This is a genomic window from Streptomyces cellostaticus (assembly GCF_001513965.1).
GTDB classification, from domain to species: Bacteria; Actinomycetota; Actinomycetes; order Streptomycetales; family Streptomycetaceae; genus Streptomyces; species Streptomyces cellostaticus.
Genome location: NZ_KQ948015.1, coordinates 381,688 through 400,232 on the forward strand (window position 1 = coordinate 381,688; position 18,545 = coordinate 400,232).

Sequence of the window (18,545 nt, forward strand, 5' to 3'; positions counted from 1 at the left end):
TCACGGGCCGGCCCACGGGGAGCTGCCCCGGCCTCTGCCGCGATCATCATCGGGGATCCGGGGCCCGCCTCACAAACCGTGGTCGCAGATGCGGGCATCCCCCGGCATCACGGACAGCATGCCGGGGCGGCATAGGGTGGGCGACCATGACGTGGCTGATCACCGGCGGAGCCGGATACATCGGGGCGCATGTGGCACGGGCCATGGCCGGCGCCGGGGAGAGCGTCGTGGCGCTGGACGACCTGTCGGCCGCGGTGCCCGAGCGGCTCCCGGCAGAGGTCCCGCTCGTCGCGGGTTCGACGCTGGACGGGGACCTGCTGGGTCGGGTCTTCGCGGAGTACGGCGTGACGGGCGTCGTGCACCTCGCGGCGCGCAAGCAGGTCGCCGAGTCCGTGGCTGAGCCCACCCGCTACTACCGGGAGAACGTGGGCGGCCTGGCCACCCTCCTGGACGCGGTCGCAGAGGCGGGCATCGGCCGCCTGCTGTTCTCCTCGTCGGCGGCCGTGTACGGCAACCCGGACGTGGAGCTGATCACCGAGGACACCCCGTGCGCGCCGGTGAACCCCTACGGCGAGACGAAGCTGGCCGGGGAGTGGCTGGTGCGGGCGGCGGGCCGGGCGCACGGGATCTCGACGGTGTGCCTGCGCTACTTCAACGTGGCGGGCGCGGCCGCGCCGGAACTCGCGGACACGGGTGTGTTCAACATCGTGCCCATGGTCTTCGACCGGCTCACCCGCGACGAAGCCCCGCGGATCTTCGGCGCCGACTATCCGACACCGGACGGCACCTGCATCCGGGACTACATCCACGTGGCCGACCTCGCCGAGGCGCACCTGGCGGCCGCACGGCGGCTCTCCGGCGGGGACCTCACGGGAGACCTGACGCTGAACATCGGCCGTGGCGAGGGCGTCTCCGTGCGCGAGCTGATCACGGTCATCGGGGAGGTCACCGGCGAGCGGTGCACGCCGGTGGTCGAGGGGCGCCGCCCGGGGGACGCGCCGCGCGCGGTCGCCTCGGCCGAGCGGGCCGCCGAGACGCTGGGCTGGCAGGCCCGGCGCGGGGTGCGCGAGATGGTCGCCTCGGCCTGGCAGGGCTGGCAGCTGCACCACGGGAAGTGAGCCGGTGACGCCCTGACCTGCGGTTCGTTTCCGCAGGTCAGGGCACATGACAACGGTGTTCAGTGCCGCGTTGCCCGATACCCCCCACCCGTAGTTCACTGTCAGCTCGGGAGCAACACGGAAGGACGGTTTTCTCATGGGGGCAGGGCACGACCACGGGCATGCACACAGCCATGCGCCGCCCACGGGCACGGCCGCGGCCGCCTATCGTGGCAGGCTGCGTGTCGCGCTGGGCATCACGCTCACGATCATGGTGGTCGAGATCATCGGCGGTCTCGTCGCGGACTCGCTCGCCCTGATCGCCGACGCGGCGCACATGGCCACCGACGCGGTCGGCCTGTGCATGGCGCTGCTCGCCATCCACTTCGCGAACCGCCCGCCGAGCACGAACCGCACCTTCGGCTACGCCCGCGCCGAGATCCTCGCCGCCCTGGCCAACTGCGTGCTGCTGCTCGGCGTCGGCGGATACGTCCTGTACGAGGCGGTCCAGCGGTTCGTCACGCCCGCGGACACCCGGGGCGGCCTGATGATCGTCTTCGGTCTGATCGGCCTGGTCGCGAACACGATCTCGCTCACCCTGCTGATGCGCGGGCAGAAGGAGAGTCTGAACGTGCGCGGCGCCTTCCTGGAGGTGGCCGCGGACGCGCTGGGCTCGGTGGCGGTGCTGATCTCGGCGACCGTGATCCTCACCACGGGCTGGCAGGCGGCCGACCCGGTGGCCTCGCTGGTGATCGGCCTGATGATCGTGCCGAGGACGCTGAAGCTGCTGCGCGAGACGCTGGACGTGCTGCTGGAGGCGGCCCCGAAGGACGTCGACATGGCGGACGTACGGGCGCACATCCTGGCCCTGGACGGCGTGGAGGACGTGCACGACCTGCACGCCTGGACGATCACCTCGGGCATGCCCGTGGTGTCCGCGCACGTGGTGGTCAGCTCGGAGGTGCTGAACGCCATCGGCCACGAGAAGATGCTGCACGAGCTGCAGGGGTGCCTGGGCGACCACTTCGACGTGGAGCACTGCACCTTCCAGCTGGAGCCGGGCGGGCACGCGGAGCACGAAGCCCGGCTGTGCCATTGACCGTACGCAATCTTGTGCGAAGGCCGCGGGCGGTTCCGGGCCAAGGGCGCCGGGCACGATGATCTACCGGGTCCCCACTCCGGTGCCGCCCGGCGCAGGACATGCGGACGTGCGGGGAAGTGCCGGGAGTGCCGGATTCGTACGGCAGACTTGGGGTGCGAAGACCGAGGCGAAGGATGGGTATGCCGATCACACCTGCCACCGAGACGCACAGCTCGTCGAACGGCACCGCAGAGGCGATTTTGCTGGAACTGGTCGACGAGAAGGGCGTGACGATCGGCACCGCGGAGAAGCTCGCCGCGCATCAGCCGCCGGGGCAGCTGCACCGGGCGTTCTCGGTGTTCCTCTTCGACGAGCAGGGCCGGCTGCTGCTCCAGCAGCGGGCGCTCGGCAAGTACCACTCCCCCGGTGTGTGGTCCAACACCTGCTGCGGCCACCCCTACCCCGGTGAGGCGCCCTTCGCGGCGGCGGCCCGGCGGACGTACGAGGAGCTGGGCGTCTCGCCGTCGCTGCTCGCGGAGGCGGGCACGGTCCGCTACAACCACCCGGACCCGGCCTCGGGCCTGGTCGAGCAGGAGTACAACCACCTGTTCGTCGGTCTGGTGCAGGCTCCGCTCGTGCCGGATGCGGAAGAGGTCGAGGCAACCGCGTACGTGACGGCCGCCGAGCTGGCCCAGCGGCACGCCCGGGACCCGTTCTCGGCGTGGTTCATGACCGTGCTGGACGCGGCGCGTCCGGCGATCAGGGAGCTGACGGGCGATTCGGCAGGCTGGTAAGCCCCGCCCACGCCCCCTTGCGGCTCCTTACGGAAAGGCCGCGGGCTTGAGCGGCAGGGCGGCCCAGATCACCTTGCCGCCGCCGGCCGTGTGCTCCACGTCGACCGCCCCGCCCGCCTCCCGGGCGACCTCACGGACCAGGAGCAGCCCCCGGCCGCCGGTCTGGCCGTGGTCGGCCTCCAGGGCGGTCGGGCGGTAGGGGTGGTTGTCCTCCACCGACACGCGCACCCACTCGGCACCGACGGCCACCTCCACGGCGAGCATCGGCGACAGCAGCGCCGCGTGCCTGACCGCGTTCGTGACCAGCTCGGAGACGATCAGCAGCAGGCCGTACACCAGGTCGTCGGAGACCGGTACGCCCTGGCGCAGCAGCAGGTCCTGTACGGCATGCCGGGCCTGCGGGACCGAGGCGTCCACGGCGGGCGCGGTGAACCGCCAGACGCCCTCGTACGGCAGTGGATCGGGCGGCCGCTCGGCGCCCCCCGCTGGGCGCGGGCCGTCCCCGCGCCCGTGGTTGTCCATCGTCCGGTCGCCACCCTCGCGCTCGATTGTCACCACACGTCGAGTGTTGGTAACAAACTGCTCCCCTCCCCATGACTGAACAGAAGTCAGCTGGTATCGAGCGGTTCTGACCATTGGCGTATGACAACGTCAGTTGTAGGAACTGTTCCTGTCCCCCCGGCGCCGGTTCGCGAACTATTCGTGTTGTACGGGTTTGGTTCTGGCTGCTCCCCGGCCCAGGCCGACCCCGTCTCCTTCGCCCCGGCCGGACGGCCGATAACATCCCGCGCATGGAGCCCCAGCTGTCGCACCAGGTCGTCGACTCCGTCGCCACCGTCGTCGTCCGTCATCCGGCCAAGCGCAACGCCATGACGGCCGCGATGTGGCGGGCCCTGCCGCCGCTGCTGGCCCAGCTGGCGAGCGACCCCGGAGTGCGGGCGCTCGTGCTGACCGGCGAGGGCGCGACCTTCTGCGCGGGTGCGGACATCTCCACGCTCCAGGGCTCGCCCGCCGAGGCGCAGGGGCTGGCCGTGGCGGCCGAGGAGGCCCTCGCCGCATTTCCCAAGCCGACGCTCGCCGCGGTGCGCGGCCACTGCGTGGGCGGCGGGGCCCAGCTCGCCGCGGCCTGCGATCTGCGGCTGGCGGAGGAGGGCGCGCTCTTCGGGGTGACGCCTGCAAAACTCGGGATCGTGTATCCGGCCTCGTCCACCCGGCGGCTGATGTCGCTGGTGGGACCGGCCACCGCCAAGTACCTGTTGTTCACGGCCGAGTTGATCGATGCCGGGCGGGCGCTGCGCACCGGGCTGGTGGACGAGGTGCTGCCCGAGGGCGATCTGGACAAGCGGGTCGCCGAGCTGACCCGGATCCTGGTGTCGCGTTCCCAGCTGACCCAGGCCGCGGCGAAGGAGTTCGCGAACGGCCGCACCGACCGGGACGCCCACTGGACGCAGCAGGCAGGCGGCAGCGGCGACACCGCGGAGGGGGTCGCCGCCTTCCTGGAGCGCAGGCAGCCGCGCTTCACCTGGAGCGTGCCTACCCCAGAGTGAAGCGGCTCTGTGTGCGGAACTCCTCCACCAGGTGCGCGGGGGCCTTGTGCGGGGAGCCGGCGTCGTACGGCGGCTGCGGGTCGTACTCGGTCAGCAGCTGGACGGCCTGGGCGTGTTCGTCGCCCGCGATCCTGCCGACCAGCGTGAGGCCCATGTCGATGCCGGAGGAGACGCCGGCGGCGGTGACGTACTTGCCGTCGCTGACGACCCGGTCGCCCGTCGGTTCGGCGCCGAACTGTTTCAGGAGGTCCAGGGCGACCCAGTGGCTGGTGGCGCGCCGGCCCTTCAGCAGGCCGGCGGCGGCGAGCAGCAGCGAGCCCGAGCAGACCGAGGTCGTCCAGGTGGTCGTCGCGTCGACGGCGCGCAGCCAGTCCAGCAGGGCCGGGTTCTCCAGCTCGGCGAGGGTGCCCGGTCCGCCGGCGACCACGACGATGTCGGGGCTCGTCACCTCGTCCAGGGCTTTGTCCGCGGTGAGGGCGAGAAAGCCCGTGTCGGTGCGGACGGGGCCGGGCCGCTCGGCGACGAAGTCGACCTGCGCATCCGGGAGACGGCAGAGGACCTCGTAGGGTCCCACGACGTCCAGGGCGGTGAAGCGGTCGTAGACGACCATGGCGATGTGCATGGGGATCCCCTTCGGCGGTCGGGTGCGATTGCGGTGTGCGGGCCGGTTCAGTGGGCGGATGCCGGGTGGAAGCGCCTGCGGTACTCGGCGGGCGGTGTGCCCAGTGCCTTGAGGAAGGCGCGCCGCATGGACTCGGAGGTGCCATAACCGCTGGCGCGGGAGATCTCCTCGACGCCGTCGGACGTGTCCTCCAGGAGCCGGCGGGCGTGTTCGAGGCGGACGCGGTCGACGTAGCGGCCGGGCGTCGTGCCGGTCTCCTCCCGGAAGGCGCGGGCGAAGTGGCGCGGGGAGAGCCGGGCGCGGGCGGCGAGCGACTCGACGGTCAGGTCACCGGCGGGATGCTCGGTGATCCACTGCTGCACCTCCCGCAGGGGTGCGCGCTGCGCGGTCTGGGCGGCGAGCTGGGCGCTGAACTGCGCCTGGTTGCCGGGCCTGCGCAGAAAGACCACCAGATGCCGGGCGACAGCGAGCGCGACGTCCCGGTCCAGGTCCTCCTCCACCAGGGCGAGGGCGAGGTCGATGCCGGAGGTCACGCCCGCCGAGGTGGAGACGCGCCCGTCGCGGACGTAGATCGGCTCGGGGTCCACCTCCACGGCCGGGTGGTCGCGGGCGAGCTTGTCGCAGTGGGCCCAGTGGGTCGTCGCCCGGCGGCCGTCGAGCAGCCCCGCTGCGGCCAGCAGGATCGATCCGGTGCAGACGGAGACGAGGCGCCGCGCGCGCGGGCCGTGCGCGCGCAGCCAGTCGGTCAGCCGCGGATCGGGGCTGCGGGTGCCCTGTCCCCCGGGGACCAGCAGGGTGTGCGGGTCGGGTGTCTGTGTGAGCGCCTCGTCCGGTACGAGGGTCAGGCCACTGGAGGTGCGCACGGGGCCGCCGTCCAGGGAGGCCGTGCGGATGCGGTACGTCCCGGGCGTGTGGTTCTCGGCACCGGTGAACACCTCCAGGGGACCGGTGACATCAAGGCTCTGCACACCGTCGAAGAGGACGAAGAGGAGCGTTCGCTGCGGCATGCCTTCGATTCTTCGAGGGTGCAGGCGTGGCCGCAATGACGAGTTTCCCACCTTTTCTGCCATGGGACCGTGTTCCGCCGGGCAGGGCGGCCCGGGACGGGGTCCGCGCCCCATGCGGCGCGGCGGCCCGCCGGGGGGCGCCCTGATCCCCGGTTGTCGGTGTCACCTGCCACAATTGCCGCGCAACCTCAGTGGAGAAGGCGGTACGGGATCGTGACGACACCCGGGTCTCTAGAAGTAGGGTCCATCGAAGGCAGGATCGCCGAGGAACTCGGCGTAAGGGAGCGGCAGGTGAAGGCCGCCGTGGAGCTGCTCGACGGCGGTTCGACGGTGCCCTTCATCGCCCGCTACCGCAAGGAAGCGACCGAGATGCTCGACGATGCGCAGCTGCGCACGATCGAGGAGCGGCTGCGCTATCTGCGGGAGCTGGAGGAGCGGCGGACCGCGATCCTGGAGTCGGTGCGCGAGCAGGGCAAGCTCACCGAGGAGCTTCAGGCGCAGATCCGGGGCGCCGAGACCAAGGCGCGGCTGGAGGACATCTACCTGCCCTACAAGCCCAAGCGGCGGACCAAGGCGCAGATCGCGCGCGAGGCCGGGCTGGAGCCGCTGGCCGAGGGGCTGCTGGGCGACCCGGCGGTCGAGCCGCTCGCGGCGGCCGCCGCGTTCGTGGACGCGGACAAGGGCGTCGCCGATCCGCAGGCCGCACTGGACGGTGCGCGGGCCATCCTCACCGAGCGGTTCTCGGAGGACGCCGACCTGATCGGCGAGGTGCGCGAGCGCATGTGGGTGCGCGGGCGGCTGGCCGCCAAGGTGAAGCAGGGCAAGGAGGAGGCGGGCGCCAAGTTCGCCGACTACTTCGACTTCGCCGAGCCGTTCACCGAGCTGCCCTCCCACCGCATCCTGGCGATGCTGCGCGGCGAGAAGGAGGAGGTCCTGGACCTCGTCCTGGAGCCGGAGGAGCCCGCTGAGTCCCCATCGGTTCCGTCCTCGTACGAGGGAATCATCGCCCACCGCTTCGGGATCGCCGACCGCGGCCGCCCCGGCGACAAGTGGCTGACGGACACGGTCCGCTGGGCCTGGCGCACCCGCATCCTGGTCCACCTCGGCATCGACCTGCGCCTTCGGCTGCGTACGGCCGCCGAGGACGAGGCGGTCAACGTGTTCGCGGCGAACCTGAGGGACCTGCTGCTGGCCGCGCCGGCCGGCACGCGCGCGACGCTCGGCCTGGACCCCGGCTTCCGTACGGGCGTGAAGGTCGCGGTGGTCGACGCCACCGGCAAGGCCGTCGCCACGGACGTGATCTACCCGCACGTCCCGGCCAACAAGTGGGACGAGGCGATCGCCAAGCTCGCCCGGCTGGCGAAGGAGCACTCGGTCGACCTGGTCGCCATCGGCAACGGCACGGCGTCCCGGGAGACCGACAAGCTCGCCGTTGAACTCATCTCCAAGCACCCGGAGTTGAAGCTCACCAAGGTGATGGTGTCCGAGGCGGGCGCCTCCGTGTACTCGGCGTCGCAGTACGCCTCGCAGGAACTGCCCGACATGGACGTGTCGCTGCGCGGTGCGGTCTCCATCGCCCGCCGGCTCCAGGACCCGCTGGCCGAGCTGGTGAAGATCGACCCGAAGTCGATCGGTGTCGGCCAGTACCAGCACGACCTGTCCGAGGTGAAGCTGTCCCGCTCACTGGACGCGGTCGTCGAGGACTGTGTGAACGGCGTCGGCGTGGACGTCAACACCGCGTCCGTGCCGCTGCTTTCGCGGGTGTCGGGCATCTCGTCCGGTCTCGCCGAGAACATCGTGGCGCACCGGGACGCGAACGGGCCGTTCACCTCGCGCTCCGAGCTGAAGAAGGTGGCGCGGCTCGGCCCGAAGGCGTACGAGCAGTGCGCGGGCTTCCTGCGGATCCGGGACGGCGTCGATCCGCTGGACGCCTCCAGCGTGCACCCGGAGGCGTATCCGGTGGTGCGGCGCATGGTGAAGACGACGGGGCAGGAGGTCGCCTCCCTCATCGGCAACACCGGTGCGCTGCGCTCGCTGCGGCCGGCCGACTTCGTGGACGACACGTTCGGTCTGCCGACGGTCAGCGACATCCTGAAGGAGCTGGAGAAGCCGGGGCGTGACCCGCGTCCTGCCTTCAAGACGGCCACCTTCAAGGAGGGCGTGGAGAAGATCTCCGACCTGTCCGCCGGGATGGTCCTGGAGGGTGTGGTCACGAACGTGGCGGCCTTCGGGGCGTTCGTGGACGTCGGTGTCCACCAGGACGGGCTGGTGCACGTCTCCGCGATGTCGAAGACGTTCGTCAAGGACCCGCGGGATGTGGTCAAGCCCGGGGACATCGTCAAGGTGAAGGTGCTCGACGTGGACATTCCGCGCAAGCGGATTGCGCTGACGCTGCGGCTGGACGATGAGGCTGCGGCGCAGGGGCAGGGGCAGGGGGGTGGCCGCCAGCAGCGTGGGGGCGGTGCTCGCCCGCCTCAGCCGCGGCAAGGGCAGGGGCAGGGGCAGCGACAGGGCCGTGGTGGGGGTGAGCGTGGTGGGCGTCAGGCGCCCGCCCCTGCCAACAGCGCGATGGCGGACGCACTGCGGCGGGCCGGGTTGCTGAACCCGAAGGACGGCCGGCGCTGAGCCACCGGGGCGGGGCCGTGCCGCACGCCCGGGCACGGCCCCGCCCCGCACCTTCCGTGACCTCCACCGTCCAACGGCCGCGAGCACACTGCGGCTCCGGTCGGCGGTCAGTGGTGGTGGCCGTAGACGACCGCCCTGGTGCCCGCGCGGGCACAGGCCTCGTCGGCCAGGGCCCGTGCCTCGGCCGCCTCCCGTGACCGGCCCGCCGCCTCCAGGGTCCGGGCGAGGTTGGATCCGGTCAGCCCGGTGGCGTACCAGTTGTCGTACTCCTGGCGGATCCGCAGCGACTCCTGCAGGGCGGCGATCGCCTCCTGCGTCCGGCCCGCTGTGTACAGGGCCCAGCCGAGGCTGTTCAGGGAGTCGCCGTGATAGATGCGGTCGTGTCCCCGGTGCAGTTCGCAGGCACGGCCGAAGGCGGTGGCCGCTTCGGCGTGGCGTCCTCCGGCGTCCAGGGCGAGCCCGATGTTGTGCTGGGCCCGGCCCTCGTTCCACCGGTCGCCGAGGTCCCGGAACCGGTGGCGGGCCCGCACATGGGTGGTGAGCGCCAGGCCGACCTCGCCGGACCGGCGCTGGGCGAGGCCGAGGTTGTTCCAGGCCATGCCCTCGCCCCTGGGGTCTCCCGTGCGGTGGTAGAGGTGCGCGGCGTGCGTGAGCGGTTCGATGGCCTCGTCGGCGGGTCCCCCGCGCGACAGGGCGGAGCCCAGGTGATTGCAGACGGCCGCCTCGGCGCGCTCGTCCCCCATGCGGTGGGCGAGGGGGCGTGCCGTGCGGCCGACGGCGATCCAGTCCTCGAAGAAGCGGCGCCAGCGCAGATATCCGGCCAGGTGCAGGGCCAGGCTCACCCGGACCTCCGGATCGTCGTCGTCCGGCCACAGCACGGCGGCCACGAGGTTCGCGTGCTCGCCGTCGAACCAGGCCAGGGCGGCATCCCGGCGCCGGACGGCGGCCGGGGAGGGATCGTGCACCGGCGCGGGCAGATGCCGGTCACGGTCCGCGGCCTGCCGGTGGTAGTGCCGGCGCACCCGGGCCCGGGCCGTGCGTGCCGCCGCGCCCAGCTGCGGGTCGGCGGCGGCGAGGGCGCAGGCGTAGCTGCGGACGAGATCGTGGATGTGCCAGCGTTCCCGGACGTCGTCGCCGGGCAGGTCCCGTGTCACCAGGTGCGCGCAGGCGAGGTCGTCGAGCACGTCCAGCGCCTGCCGTCCCGGCAGTCCGGTGATCACCGCGGCCGTGTCCGTGTCGTAGTCCGCGCAGGGGACCTGCGCCATCAGGCACAGGGCCCGGGAACGGCCGGCGGGCAGGCGGCGCACGGAGGCCTCGAACACGGGTGCCAGCGCCAGAGGCCTGCCGTACTGGTCGACGCCCCGGCTGTGGAGGGTGTCGGTGAGATGGGTCCCGGAGCGGAGTTCGGTGACCAGGGACGCGACGCGGCCCCGTGAGCGGTGGTGGCGCAGGAGCGCGGCCGCGATCTGCAGGGCGAGGGGCATGTGCCCGCACAGCCCGGTCAGTTCGCGCAGCGACTCGGCCTCCCGCTCCAGCCTTTCGTCGCCTTCCTCGCGCAGCCGCAGCGCCTCGGCGATGAGCGCGGTGGAGTCGCTCGGGCACAGCGGGCCGAGCGACAGTTCCCGGGCGGGCAGCGAGGGGTGGGACTCGCGTGAGGTGAAGACGACGCGGTGCGCGTCGCTGCCCGGCAGGAGCGGCGGGAGCTGGCCGGTCTCGCAGACGTTGTCGAACAGCAGCAGCACCCGCTTGCCCTCGTCGGCGAGGGTGGCCAGGCGGCTGAGGTACAGGGCGTGCTGGTCGACCTCCTCCGACGGCAGGTGGGCGCCGCCGACGCCGAGGGCGTAGAGCAGGGACGCGACGGCCCGGGCGGGAGAGACCGGGGTGTCGTCGTACCCGGCGAGGTCGAGGAACAGGATCCCGCCGGTGAACCAGCCCTCGTGCCGGGCGGCATGGGCCGCCCGCAGCGCGAGCGCCGTCTTGCCGATGCCGCCGAGACCGGTCACGGCCCACAGGAGGGTCGAGCCGGTGGCCCCGGTGTCGTCGGGCGGCCGCAGTCCCCGCAGGAGCGACTCCAGTTCGCGTTCCCTGCCGGTGAATCCGACCGGGGCGACGGGCAGGGCGGACAGCACGTCCGGCCCGCTCGCGGGGTGTGCGCACGCGGGTCCGAGCGACACCGGACCGTAGAACCGGCCGTCGCGCAGGTCGACATGGTCACCGTATTGGGGGCTGTCCGTGGGCCCGCCCGCTGTTGTGTGCACCCGATCCTCCCCCACCGGTGGCACGTGCGGCGGCACCGCCGCTTCAGGCGCCACACGCTAGGGCATCCCGGGTCGCCGCGGTGTGTGATCGGGTGATTCCGGTGCGTCCCAGGTGTATTGACCCCCGGGGTTCGTCACACCTAGCGCTCGGTCACCTTGCCGTCCGCCACCTCCAGGCGCCGGGTCACCCGGACCGCGTCCAGCATGCGCCGGTCGTGGGTGACCAGGAGCAGGGTGCCCTCGTAGGAGTCGAGGGCCGACTCCAGTTGCTCGATCGCGGGCAGGTCGAGGTGGTTCGTCGGCTCGTCCAGGATGAGGAGGTTCACTCCGCGGCCCTGGAGCAACGCCAGGGCGGCCCGGGTGCGTTCGCCCGGGGAGAGGGTCGCGGCCGGGCGCAGGACGTGGTCCGGCTTCAGGCCGAACTTGGCCAGCAGGGTGCGGACCTCGACCGGCTCGGTGTCGGGGACGGCCGCGCAGAAGGCGTCGAGCAGCGACTCGGGGCCGTGGAACAGCTTGCGGGCCTGGTCGACCTCGCCGACCAGGACGCCGGAGCCGAGGGCGGCATGGCCGCGGTCCAGCGGAATGCGGCCGAGCAGCGCGCCGAGCAGGGTGGACTTGCCGGCGCCGTTGGCTCCGGTGACCGCGACCCGGTCCGCCCAGTCGATCTGCAGGCCGACCGGTCCGAGGGTGAAGTCGCCGCGCCGGACCTCGGCATCGCGCAGGGTCGCGACCACGGCACCGGAGCGCGGGGCGGCCGCGATCTCCATGTGCAGGTCCCACTCCTTGCGCGGCTCCTCGACCACCTCCATGCGCTCGATCATGCGCTGGGTCTGCCGGGCCTTGGCGGCCTGCTTCTCGCTGGCCTCGCTGCGGAACTTGCGGCCGATCTTGTCGTTGTCGTTGCCGGCCTTGCGCCGGGCGTTCTTGACGCCCTTGTCCATCCAGGACCGCTGCATCCGGGCCCGGTCCTGGAGGGCGGCCTTCTTGTCGGCGTACTCCTCATAGTCGTCGCGGGCGTGCCGGCGGGCGACCTCGCGCTCCTCCAGGTAGGCCTCGTAGCCGCCGCCGTAGAGGTTGATCTGCCGCTGGGCGAGATCGAGTTCGAGGACCTTGGTGACCGTACGGGTGAGGAACTCGCGGTCGTGGCTGACGACGACCGTGCCCGCGCGCAGGCCGGCGACGAAGCGTTCCAGGCGCTCCAGGCCGTCCAGGTCCAGGTCGTTGGTGGGCTCGTCCAGGAGGAAGACGTCGTAGCGGGACAGAAGGAGGGAGGCGAGGCCGGCGCGGGCCGCCTGGCCGCCGGAGAGGGAGGTCATCGGCTGGTCCAGGTCCACGGCCAGGCCGAGGGAGTCGGCGACCTCCTCCGCGCGCTCCTCCAGGTCGGCGCCGCCCAGGTTCAGCCAGCGCTCCAGGCTCGCCGCGTAGGCGTCGTCGGCGCCGGGTGCGCCGTCGACCAGCGCCTGCGTCGCCTCGTCCATCACGCGCTGCGCCTCGGCGACGCCGGTGCGGCGGGCCAGGAACGCCCGGACGGTCTCCCCCGGCCTGCGCTCGGGCTCCTGCGGCAGATGGCCGACGGCCGCGGTCGGCGGGGACAGCCGCAGCTCGCCGTCTTCGGGCGGGGTCAGTCCGGCGAGCAGGCGCAGCAGGGTGGACTTGCCCGCGCCGTTGGCGCCGACCAGCCCGATCACGTCGCCGGGCGCGACGACGAGGTCGAGTCCGGCGAAGAGGGAGCGGTCGCCGTGGCCGGCGGCGAGGTTCTTGGCGACGAGGGTGGCAGTCATCAGGACGCCGATCCTAATGCTCCCTGCACCCGGCGCTCAGCCGGGGTTTTCACCGGCGCACCGGCTCCACCAGCACACTCCCGGAGGTCCGGGCCACGACGAAGGACTCCCCCTTGACCGCCTTCGGGTCCAGCAGGATGCGGTGGCGGCCGGGTTCCAGGATGCCGTCGAAGACCTCCTGGGTGTGGGTGCGGTACAGCCGGTCGAGACGGTACGCGGTGACCTGCACCCGGCACGAAGAGGTCACCTCGATGCCCGCCTCGCCGTCGGCGGCCACCAGTCCGGTCAGCCGGCGCTGCCCGAGCGGGCTGCGGTCGAGGGCGTGCTCGATCTGCGCGACGAGCAGCGGCACGATCGGGGCGAGGCCGTCCACGTAGGCGACCTCGACCCCGGCCTGCTCGAACGCCTTCCGTACGGCGGCCCGTTCAGCCTCGCCGATGGCCCGCCCGAAGGCGACCGCGCCGTAGCCGCGCAGTTCCTCGGCGGGGACGGCACGGGCGTCCTGGGTGATGTCGGCGCCTATGCCGATGGTGCGCAGTGCGGCGGCCAGTCTGGCGAGGACGGCGACGCGGGCGCCGATCAGCAGCACCCGGCGGCGGGGCGCGGGCGGGCCTTCGGTGTCCTCGATCAGGGCGGCCAGCGCGGCCCGGTACTCGGGCCCGTGGAAGCGGAGCGGGCCTATGCCGTGGTAGCCGTTGAGTTCCAGGTCGGCGTGTTCGTCGGTCTGCCAGGCGAAGTCCCGCCAGATGTAGTCGTCGCCGTCCCGCTCGATGACGGCGGTGACCGCGCCGCAGGCCAGGTCCGCGCACTCGGGGCAGCCGTAGATCACGAACCGGCCGTCCGGCAGCGGCGGCCGGGCCTCGAGGAGCAGGCTGCGCACCTGTGCGGTGAAGATGGCGGGCGGGATGTCGGAGGCGAGCGGAGAGACGGCGTCCAGGTCGGAGAGCTGGAACAGCAGGGGGCGGCCGTCGACGATGAAGTCCACGAAGTCGCGGTGGACCTGGTAGCCGCCGTCGGCGAGGACACCGCCGGCGCGTGTCGCCGGTGCCAGGCCGAAGGTCGCGTATGCGGCAGACATGCTGTGAGTATCCCCACATCGGGACGGATGTGAGCGCGGCATGACATATTCCGTTAGCGTCCTGGCGTGGAGCGCGAGTCGAGTGACACGGTGATCGTGGTCGGTGGCGGGGTCGTCGGGCTGACGACGGCCGTGGCCCTGGCCGAGTCCGGGCGGCGGGTACGGGTGTGGGCGCGGGAGCCCGCCGAACACACGACCTCGGCGGTCGCGGGCGGGCTGTGGTGGCCGTACCGGATCGAGCCCGAACCGCTGGTGGGTGCGTGGGCGCTGGAATCCCTCGGTGTGTACGAGGAGTTGGCGACCTGCCCCGAGGAGACGGGCGTACGCCTGGTCGAGGGCGTACACGAGGGGACACGGCTGGACGAGCTGGGTGAGTGGGCGGGCCGGGTACCGGGGCTGCGGGCGGTGGCCGGCGGGCTGGCGGCGCGGCTGCCGGTGATCGACATGCCGGTCCATCTGGCGTGGCTGCGGGAGCGGTTCGCGAAGGCGGGAGGCACCGTCGAGGAGCGGGAGGTGACGGACCTGGCCGCCGTGCCCGCCGGTGTCGTGGTCAACTGCAGCGGGCTCGGGGCGCGGTCGCTGGTGCCGGATCCGGCGGTGCATCCGGTGCGCGGACAGCTTGTCGTGGTGGAGAACCCGGGGATCACGACCTGGTACACCTCCGTCGGCCACACCAGCGACACCTCCACCTACTTCATCCCCCAGCCGGGCGGCCTGCTGCTGGGCGGTACGGCGGAGGACGACGCCTGGTCCCTGGAGCCGGATCCCGCCACGGCCGCGGCGATCGTCGCGCGGTGCGCGGCCGTCCGGCCGGAGATCGCCGGGGCGCGGGTGCTGGCGCACCGGGTGGGGCTCAGGCCCGCCCGGCCTGCCGTACGGCTGGAACGACAGCTGCTGCCGGACGGGCGGGTGCTGGTGCACAACTACGGGCACGGCGGGGCCGGGGTCACGGTGGCCTGGGGCTGCGCCCGAACGGCGGCCGGGCTGGCTCACCCGGCCGCCTGAGCGGTCAGCTCGCGGGGATGTGCCGGACGGCACGCGGTGCGCGGACGCCGTCCAGGGCCTTCGCCTCGGGAGCGGCCGACGTGCTGCCGGACGTGGCCCGGGCGAACGCCGCGGCGCCGCCGACCAGCGGGATCCTGGCCGTCGTACGGGACAGGTCCAGGGTGAGGGTCGGCTTGGTGGACGGCGGGTCGATGAGGTCCTTGTCCGTGCCGGCGACGATCAGCGCCAGGCGGTGGCCCTTGGGGATGACGTGGTCGGTGGCCGCCAGGGACAGGGTCATCGTGTACGCCGTGCCCGGGGTCAGCGGGACGCCGTGGTCGAGCGAGGCGTAGTGGCCGAGGTCGGCCCAGCCGCGGCTGAGCACCGTGTCGTCGACGGCGGTCGTCTTCGCCTTGGTGTTCTTGAAGCAGGCGCTGTCCCCGGCCGTGCTCTCGCCCCAGCAACTGCGGTCGGTGAGGGTGGTGATCCCCTCGGCGCCGTCGGCGTAGTCGCGGATGGTGTCCGGGCCGAGGTCCACCAGGACGGCGGACAGGTGGGCCGAGGAGGTGGTGGGTGTGGCGGTCACGGTCACCGTGGAGGAGCCGGACAGGCGCAGGTCGCGGGTGAGGGGCGCGGTGATGAAGCCGGCCTTCTCCGGGGTGGGGGTGGTGAGGTGGGCCGCCCAGTCGGTCTCGCTCAGCTTCGGGTCGTCGGTGAAGGTCTCGGTGCCGGTGGCCGGGCCGAGACCGAGGGTGCCGACGCCGGGAGTGGTACCGGGGGCCGGGCGGAGCGTGGTGGACCGGGTGCCGTGCGGCGGCCAGACCTTGGAGGTGACCCACTGGTCGGGGTGGCGTTCGATGTCGGCCATCGGCTCGCGGTCGATACCGTTGTCGTAGCCGAGGAGCTCGTGGTCGAACCAGCGGTGCAGGGTGTCGACCCAGGCGCCGCGCCGGTAGTCGAAGGGGTCGACGTGCCCGGTCTGGGAGAGCCAGATCTTGCGCTCGACACCGTGCTGGGCGAGGGCGTCCCACCACTGGCCGAAGTGCTTGGTACGCACGTTGAGGTCCTGCATACCGTGCACGAGGAACACGCTGGCCCGCACCTTGGCCGCGTCCGTGACGTAGTTCCGCTCGGTCCACAGCGGGGTCCAGTCCCCGGTGCGCGGGCTGCCGTCGGCGAGTTTCTTGTGTTCGGCCGCGCAGTGGGCCGCGGCGTCGCCGCTCTCGACGTAGCCGGCCAGCTGGTCGGGGCCGCCGTCGTACAGCGGGGCGCCCTGGGCGAAGTAGTAGTCGTACCAGGAGGAGATGCCGCTGATCGGGACGATCGTCTTCAGGCCCTTGACGCCGGTGGCCGCGACGCCGTTGGCGATCGTGCCGTCCCAGCTCTTGCCGATCATGCCGGTTCTGCCGTTGGTCCAGCTCGCCTTGACGGTTCTGGTGCCGGTCCGGGTCGTGTAGGCCGTGGCGCGGCCGTTCAGCCAGTCGACGACCGCCTTCGCGGACTGGATGTCGGAGCGGCCGCCGACGTCGACGCAGCCGTCGGAGCGGTTGGTACCGGCCAGGTCGACGCCGACGAAGGCGTAGCCGCGGGGCACGAAGTAGTTGTCGTAGAACAGCGGCATCCGGACGACGTGGCCGTGCGCGTCGTACGTCTTCTTCTGGCTCTCGTTGCCGCGGCCGCAGCAGGAGTAGTACGGGCTGGCGTCCATGATGACCGGCACCTTGCGGCCCTGGCGGGCCGGTTCGGCGGGCCGGACGATGTCGGCGGCGACGCGGTCGGTCTTCCCGTCGCCGTCGCCGTCGAGGCCGGTGTCCACCCAGACCGCCTCGCGGACGGCGTGTGCGTAGGAGTAGACGGGCCGGCTCTCACGGGGTGGCGCGGCATGCGCGGCAGCAGGGGTGAGGAAGGCGGCCGTCAGGGCTGTGACGGCCGCGGTCGCGAGCGTTCTCCAGATCGTGAAGCGCGTGCGTATCGGTGTGCTTATCGGCATGCGCGGACGGTACCCCGGTCAACTCCCGTGCAGAAGAGGACAGCTGAGAGCATCGAAGAGCCTCACGTGGCGCGTGACGGCTGAATGGCGATCGTGTGACAGGAGGGGCCATGGACAGGTCAGCGGCCACAGGGACTGAATAGGCTCCGAACAGACTTCCTGTCCCGACGACTTGGAGCTGACGTGCACCGCAGAATCATCGCGCCGGGCGCACTCGCGGCGGCCTCCCTCCTGCTGGCGATCCCGGCATCGGCCGCGAGTTACACCCCCGGCGCGCCGGGCATCGGCGACCCCTACTACCCCGACTACGGCAACGGTGGCTACGACGTCTCGCACTACGACCTGAGGCTGCAGTACCAGCCGAAGACGGACGAGTTGCAGGGCACGGCCACCGTCCTGGCGAAGACCACGCAGGACCTGTCCAGCTTCGACCTGGACTTCCTGCTGGACGTGAGCGAGGTGCGGGTCAACGGCGCCAAGGCGTCCTTCACGACGTCCGGCCCGCACGAACTGGTGATCACCCCGAAGACACCGCTCGCCAAGGGTACGCCGGTCACCGTAGTCGTCCGCTACAGCGGAGTGCCGTCGACGAAGAGCGCCCCCGGTTTCAACACCTGGCACCGCACGCCCGACGGCGCGGTGGCCGCGGACGAGCCCGAGGCCGCCTGGTGGTGGTTCCCGAGCAACGACCACCCGAGCGACAAGGCCACCTACGACGTGTCGGTGGCCGTCCCGGACGGCACCCAGGCCATCTCCAACGGCACGCTCCAGTCGACCAGTTCGAAGCTGGGCTGGACCCGCTACAACTGGCGGCAGAACAAGCCCCAGGCGACCTATCTGGCCACCCTTGCGGTCGGGAAGTTCGACATCACCACCAGCACCTCCGAGGGCGGGGTGCCGGTCATCAACGCCTACAGCAAGGATCTCGGCGACAACGACGGAGCCGCACGGGCGAGCGTGGAGCGCACCGGGGAGATCGTGGACTGGCTGAGCGGCTACTTCGGGCCGTATCCGTTCAGCTCGGCCGGCGGCTATGTCCCCAACACCACCACCGGGTACGCGCTGGAGACGCAGACGCGTGTCTACTACAGCCCGAAGCAGTTCGCGAACGGCTCCAACACCTCGGTGGTCGTGCACGAGCTGGCCCACCAGTGGTACGGCGACGACGTGTCGCTGAAGGGCTGGAAGGACATCTGGATCAACGAGGGCTTCGCGCGGTACGCGCAGTGGCTGTGGTCCGAGCACGAGGGCGAGGGCACCACCCGGGAACTCGCCGACTACGTGTACAACTCCCACCCGTCCGGCGACGCGTTCTGGACGGTCAAGCCCGGCGACCCGGGCCCGGACGGCCAGTTCGACCTCCCCGTCTACGACCGGGGTGCGCTCGCCATCCAGGCGCTGCGCAACGAGATCGGTGACGATGCGTTCTTCGCCCTCCTGAAGGGCTGGCCGAAGGACCACGCGTACGGCAACGCCTCGGTGGCCGACTTCCAGAAGTACGCCGAGCAGGTCTCCGGCAAGCCGCTGGCCGCGCTGTTCGACACCTGGCTGTTCCAGCCGTCGAAGCCGGCCGCGCCCGCGGCCCGCGCGGCGTCCCTCGCGAAGGCGGGTACGGCCGTCGGCCGGCCGAAGTCGTGGAAGAAGATCGAGGCGACGAACGACGTGCACGGGCACTGATGCC

At 72.0% G+C, this 18,545-nt stretch carries 14 protein-coding genes; 7 read left to right on the top strand and 7 right to left on the bottom strand.

Features of this window, described 5'->3' with window-relative positions:
* The first annotated feature begins 146 nt into the window (after positions 1-146).
* The 3 genes from galE to idi all read left to right on the top strand — a co-directional run bounded on the left by galE (position 147) and on the right by idi (position 2,972).
* Positions 147-1,118 carry a UDP-glucose 4-epimerase GalE gene (galE, locus tag AQI88_RS01685; RefSeq protein ID WP_066990544.1) on the top strand — a complete coding sequence of 324 codons (972 nt, stop codon included), beginning with the start codon at positions 147-149 and terminating at the stop codon, positions 1,116-1,118.
* Between the two features lie 136 nt (positions 1,119-1,254).
* Positions 1,255-2,196, top strand: coding sequence for a cation diffusion facilitator family transporter (locus AQI88_RS01690; RefSeq protein ID WP_066990545.1), 942 nt, complete (start codon positions 1,255-1,257; stop codon positions 2,194-2,196).
* A gap of 182 nt (positions 2,197-2,378) precedes the next feature.
* Positions 2,379-2,972: an isopentenyl-diphosphate Delta-isomerase gene (gene idi, locus AQI88_RS01695; protein ID WP_066990547.1), complete on the top strand. Its 594-nt coding sequence runs from the start codon at positions 2,379-2,381 to the stop codon at positions 2,970-2,972.
* Between the two features lie 27 nt (positions 2,973-2,999).
* Here the strand turns inward: idi and AQI88_RS01700 are convergent, their stop codons facing one another.
* Positions 3,000-3,494, bottom strand: a complete 495-nt coding sequence (locus tag AQI88_RS01700) for an ATP-binding protein (RefSeq protein WP_066990550.1) — start codon at positions 3,492-3,494, stop codon at positions 3,000-3,002.
* A 269-nt stretch (positions 3,495-3,763) separates the two neighbouring features.
* Here AQI88_RS01700 and AQI88_RS01705 point away from each other — a divergent pair, with 269 nt between their 5' ends.
* Entirely contained in the window at positions 3,764-4,519 is a 756-nt protein-coding gene (locus tag AQI88_RS01705; RefSeq protein ID WP_066990556.1) for an enoyl-CoA hydratase/isomerase family protein, read from the top strand.
* Here AQI88_RS01705 and AQI88_RS01710 read toward each other — a convergent pair.
* Positions 4,506-5,141: a DJ-1/PfpI family protein gene (locus AQI88_RS01710; protein WP_066990560.1), complete on the bottom strand. Its 636-nt coding sequence runs from the start codon at positions 5,139-5,141 to the stop codon at positions 4,506-4,508. The two genes, AQI88_RS01705 and AQI88_RS01710, sit on opposite strands and share 14 nt — an antisense overlap.
* A 47-nt stretch (positions 5,142-5,188) precedes the next feature.
* Positions 5,189-6,148: a GlxA family transcriptional regulator gene (locus tag AQI88_RS01715; RefSeq protein WP_066990567.1), complete on the bottom strand. Its 960-nt coding sequence runs from the start codon at positions 6,146-6,148 to the stop codon at positions 5,189-5,191.
* Positions 6,149-6,361: 213 nt separating this feature from the next.
* Between AQI88_RS01715 and AQI88_RS01720 the strand changes: the two genes are divergently transcribed.
* Entirely contained in the window at positions 6,362-8,773 is a 2,412-nt protein-coding gene (locus AQI88_RS01720) for a Tex family protein (RefSeq protein ID WP_066990570.1), read from the top strand.
* A 107-nt stretch (positions 8,774-8,880) separates the two neighbouring features.
* Here the strand turns inward: AQI88_RS01720 and AQI88_RS01725 are convergent, their stop codons facing one another.
* The 3 genes from AQI88_RS01725 to AQI88_RS01735 form a co-directional block, all read right to left on the bottom strand.
* Positions 8,881-11,031, bottom strand: coding sequence for a tetratricopeptide repeat protein (locus tag AQI88_RS01725; RefSeq protein ID WP_079057343.1), 2,151 nt, complete (start codon positions 11,029-11,031; stop codon positions 8,881-8,883).
* Between the two features lie 140 nt (positions 11,032-11,171).
* Positions 11,172-12,812, bottom strand: coding sequence for an ABC-F family ATP-binding cassette domain-containing protein (locus tag AQI88_RS01730; RefSeq protein WP_066990573.1), 1,641 nt, complete (start codon positions 12,810-12,812; stop codon positions 11,172-11,174).
* A 49-nt stretch (positions 12,813-12,861) separates the two neighbouring features.
* Positions 12,862-13,890, bottom strand: a complete 1,029-nt coding sequence (locus AQI88_RS01735; protein WP_066990575.1) for an oxidoreductase — start codon at positions 13,888-13,890, stop codon at positions 12,862-12,864.
* A 90-nt stretch (positions 13,891-13,980) separates the two neighbouring features.
* On the opposite strand from AQI88_RS01735, the gene AQI88_RS01740 reads away from it, so the two are divergent.
* Complete coding sequence (locus AQI88_RS01740) at positions 13,981-14,895, top strand: FAD-dependent oxidoreductase (protein ID WP_066991566.1); 915 nt, start codon at positions 13,981-13,983, stop codon at positions 14,893-14,895.
* A gap of 4 nt (positions 14,896-14,899) precedes the next feature.
* Here the strand turns inward: AQI88_RS01740 and AQI88_RS01745 are convergent, their stop codons facing one another.
* Positions 14,900-16,864: a Xaa-Pro dipeptidyl-peptidase gene (locus tag AQI88_RS01745; protein WP_066990578.1), complete on the bottom strand. Its 1,965-nt coding sequence runs from the start codon at positions 16,862-16,864 to the stop codon at positions 14,900-14,902.
* A 183-nt stretch (positions 16,865-17,047) separates the two neighbouring features.
* On the opposite strand from AQI88_RS01745, the gene AQI88_RS01750 reads away from it, so the two are divergent.
* Positions 17,048-18,541, top strand: a complete 1,494-nt coding sequence (locus AQI88_RS01750; RefSeq protein ID WP_066990581.1) for a M1 family metallopeptidase — start codon at positions 17,048-17,050, stop codon at positions 18,539-18,541.
* The last annotated feature ends 4 nt before the right edge of the window (positions 18,542-18,545 follow it).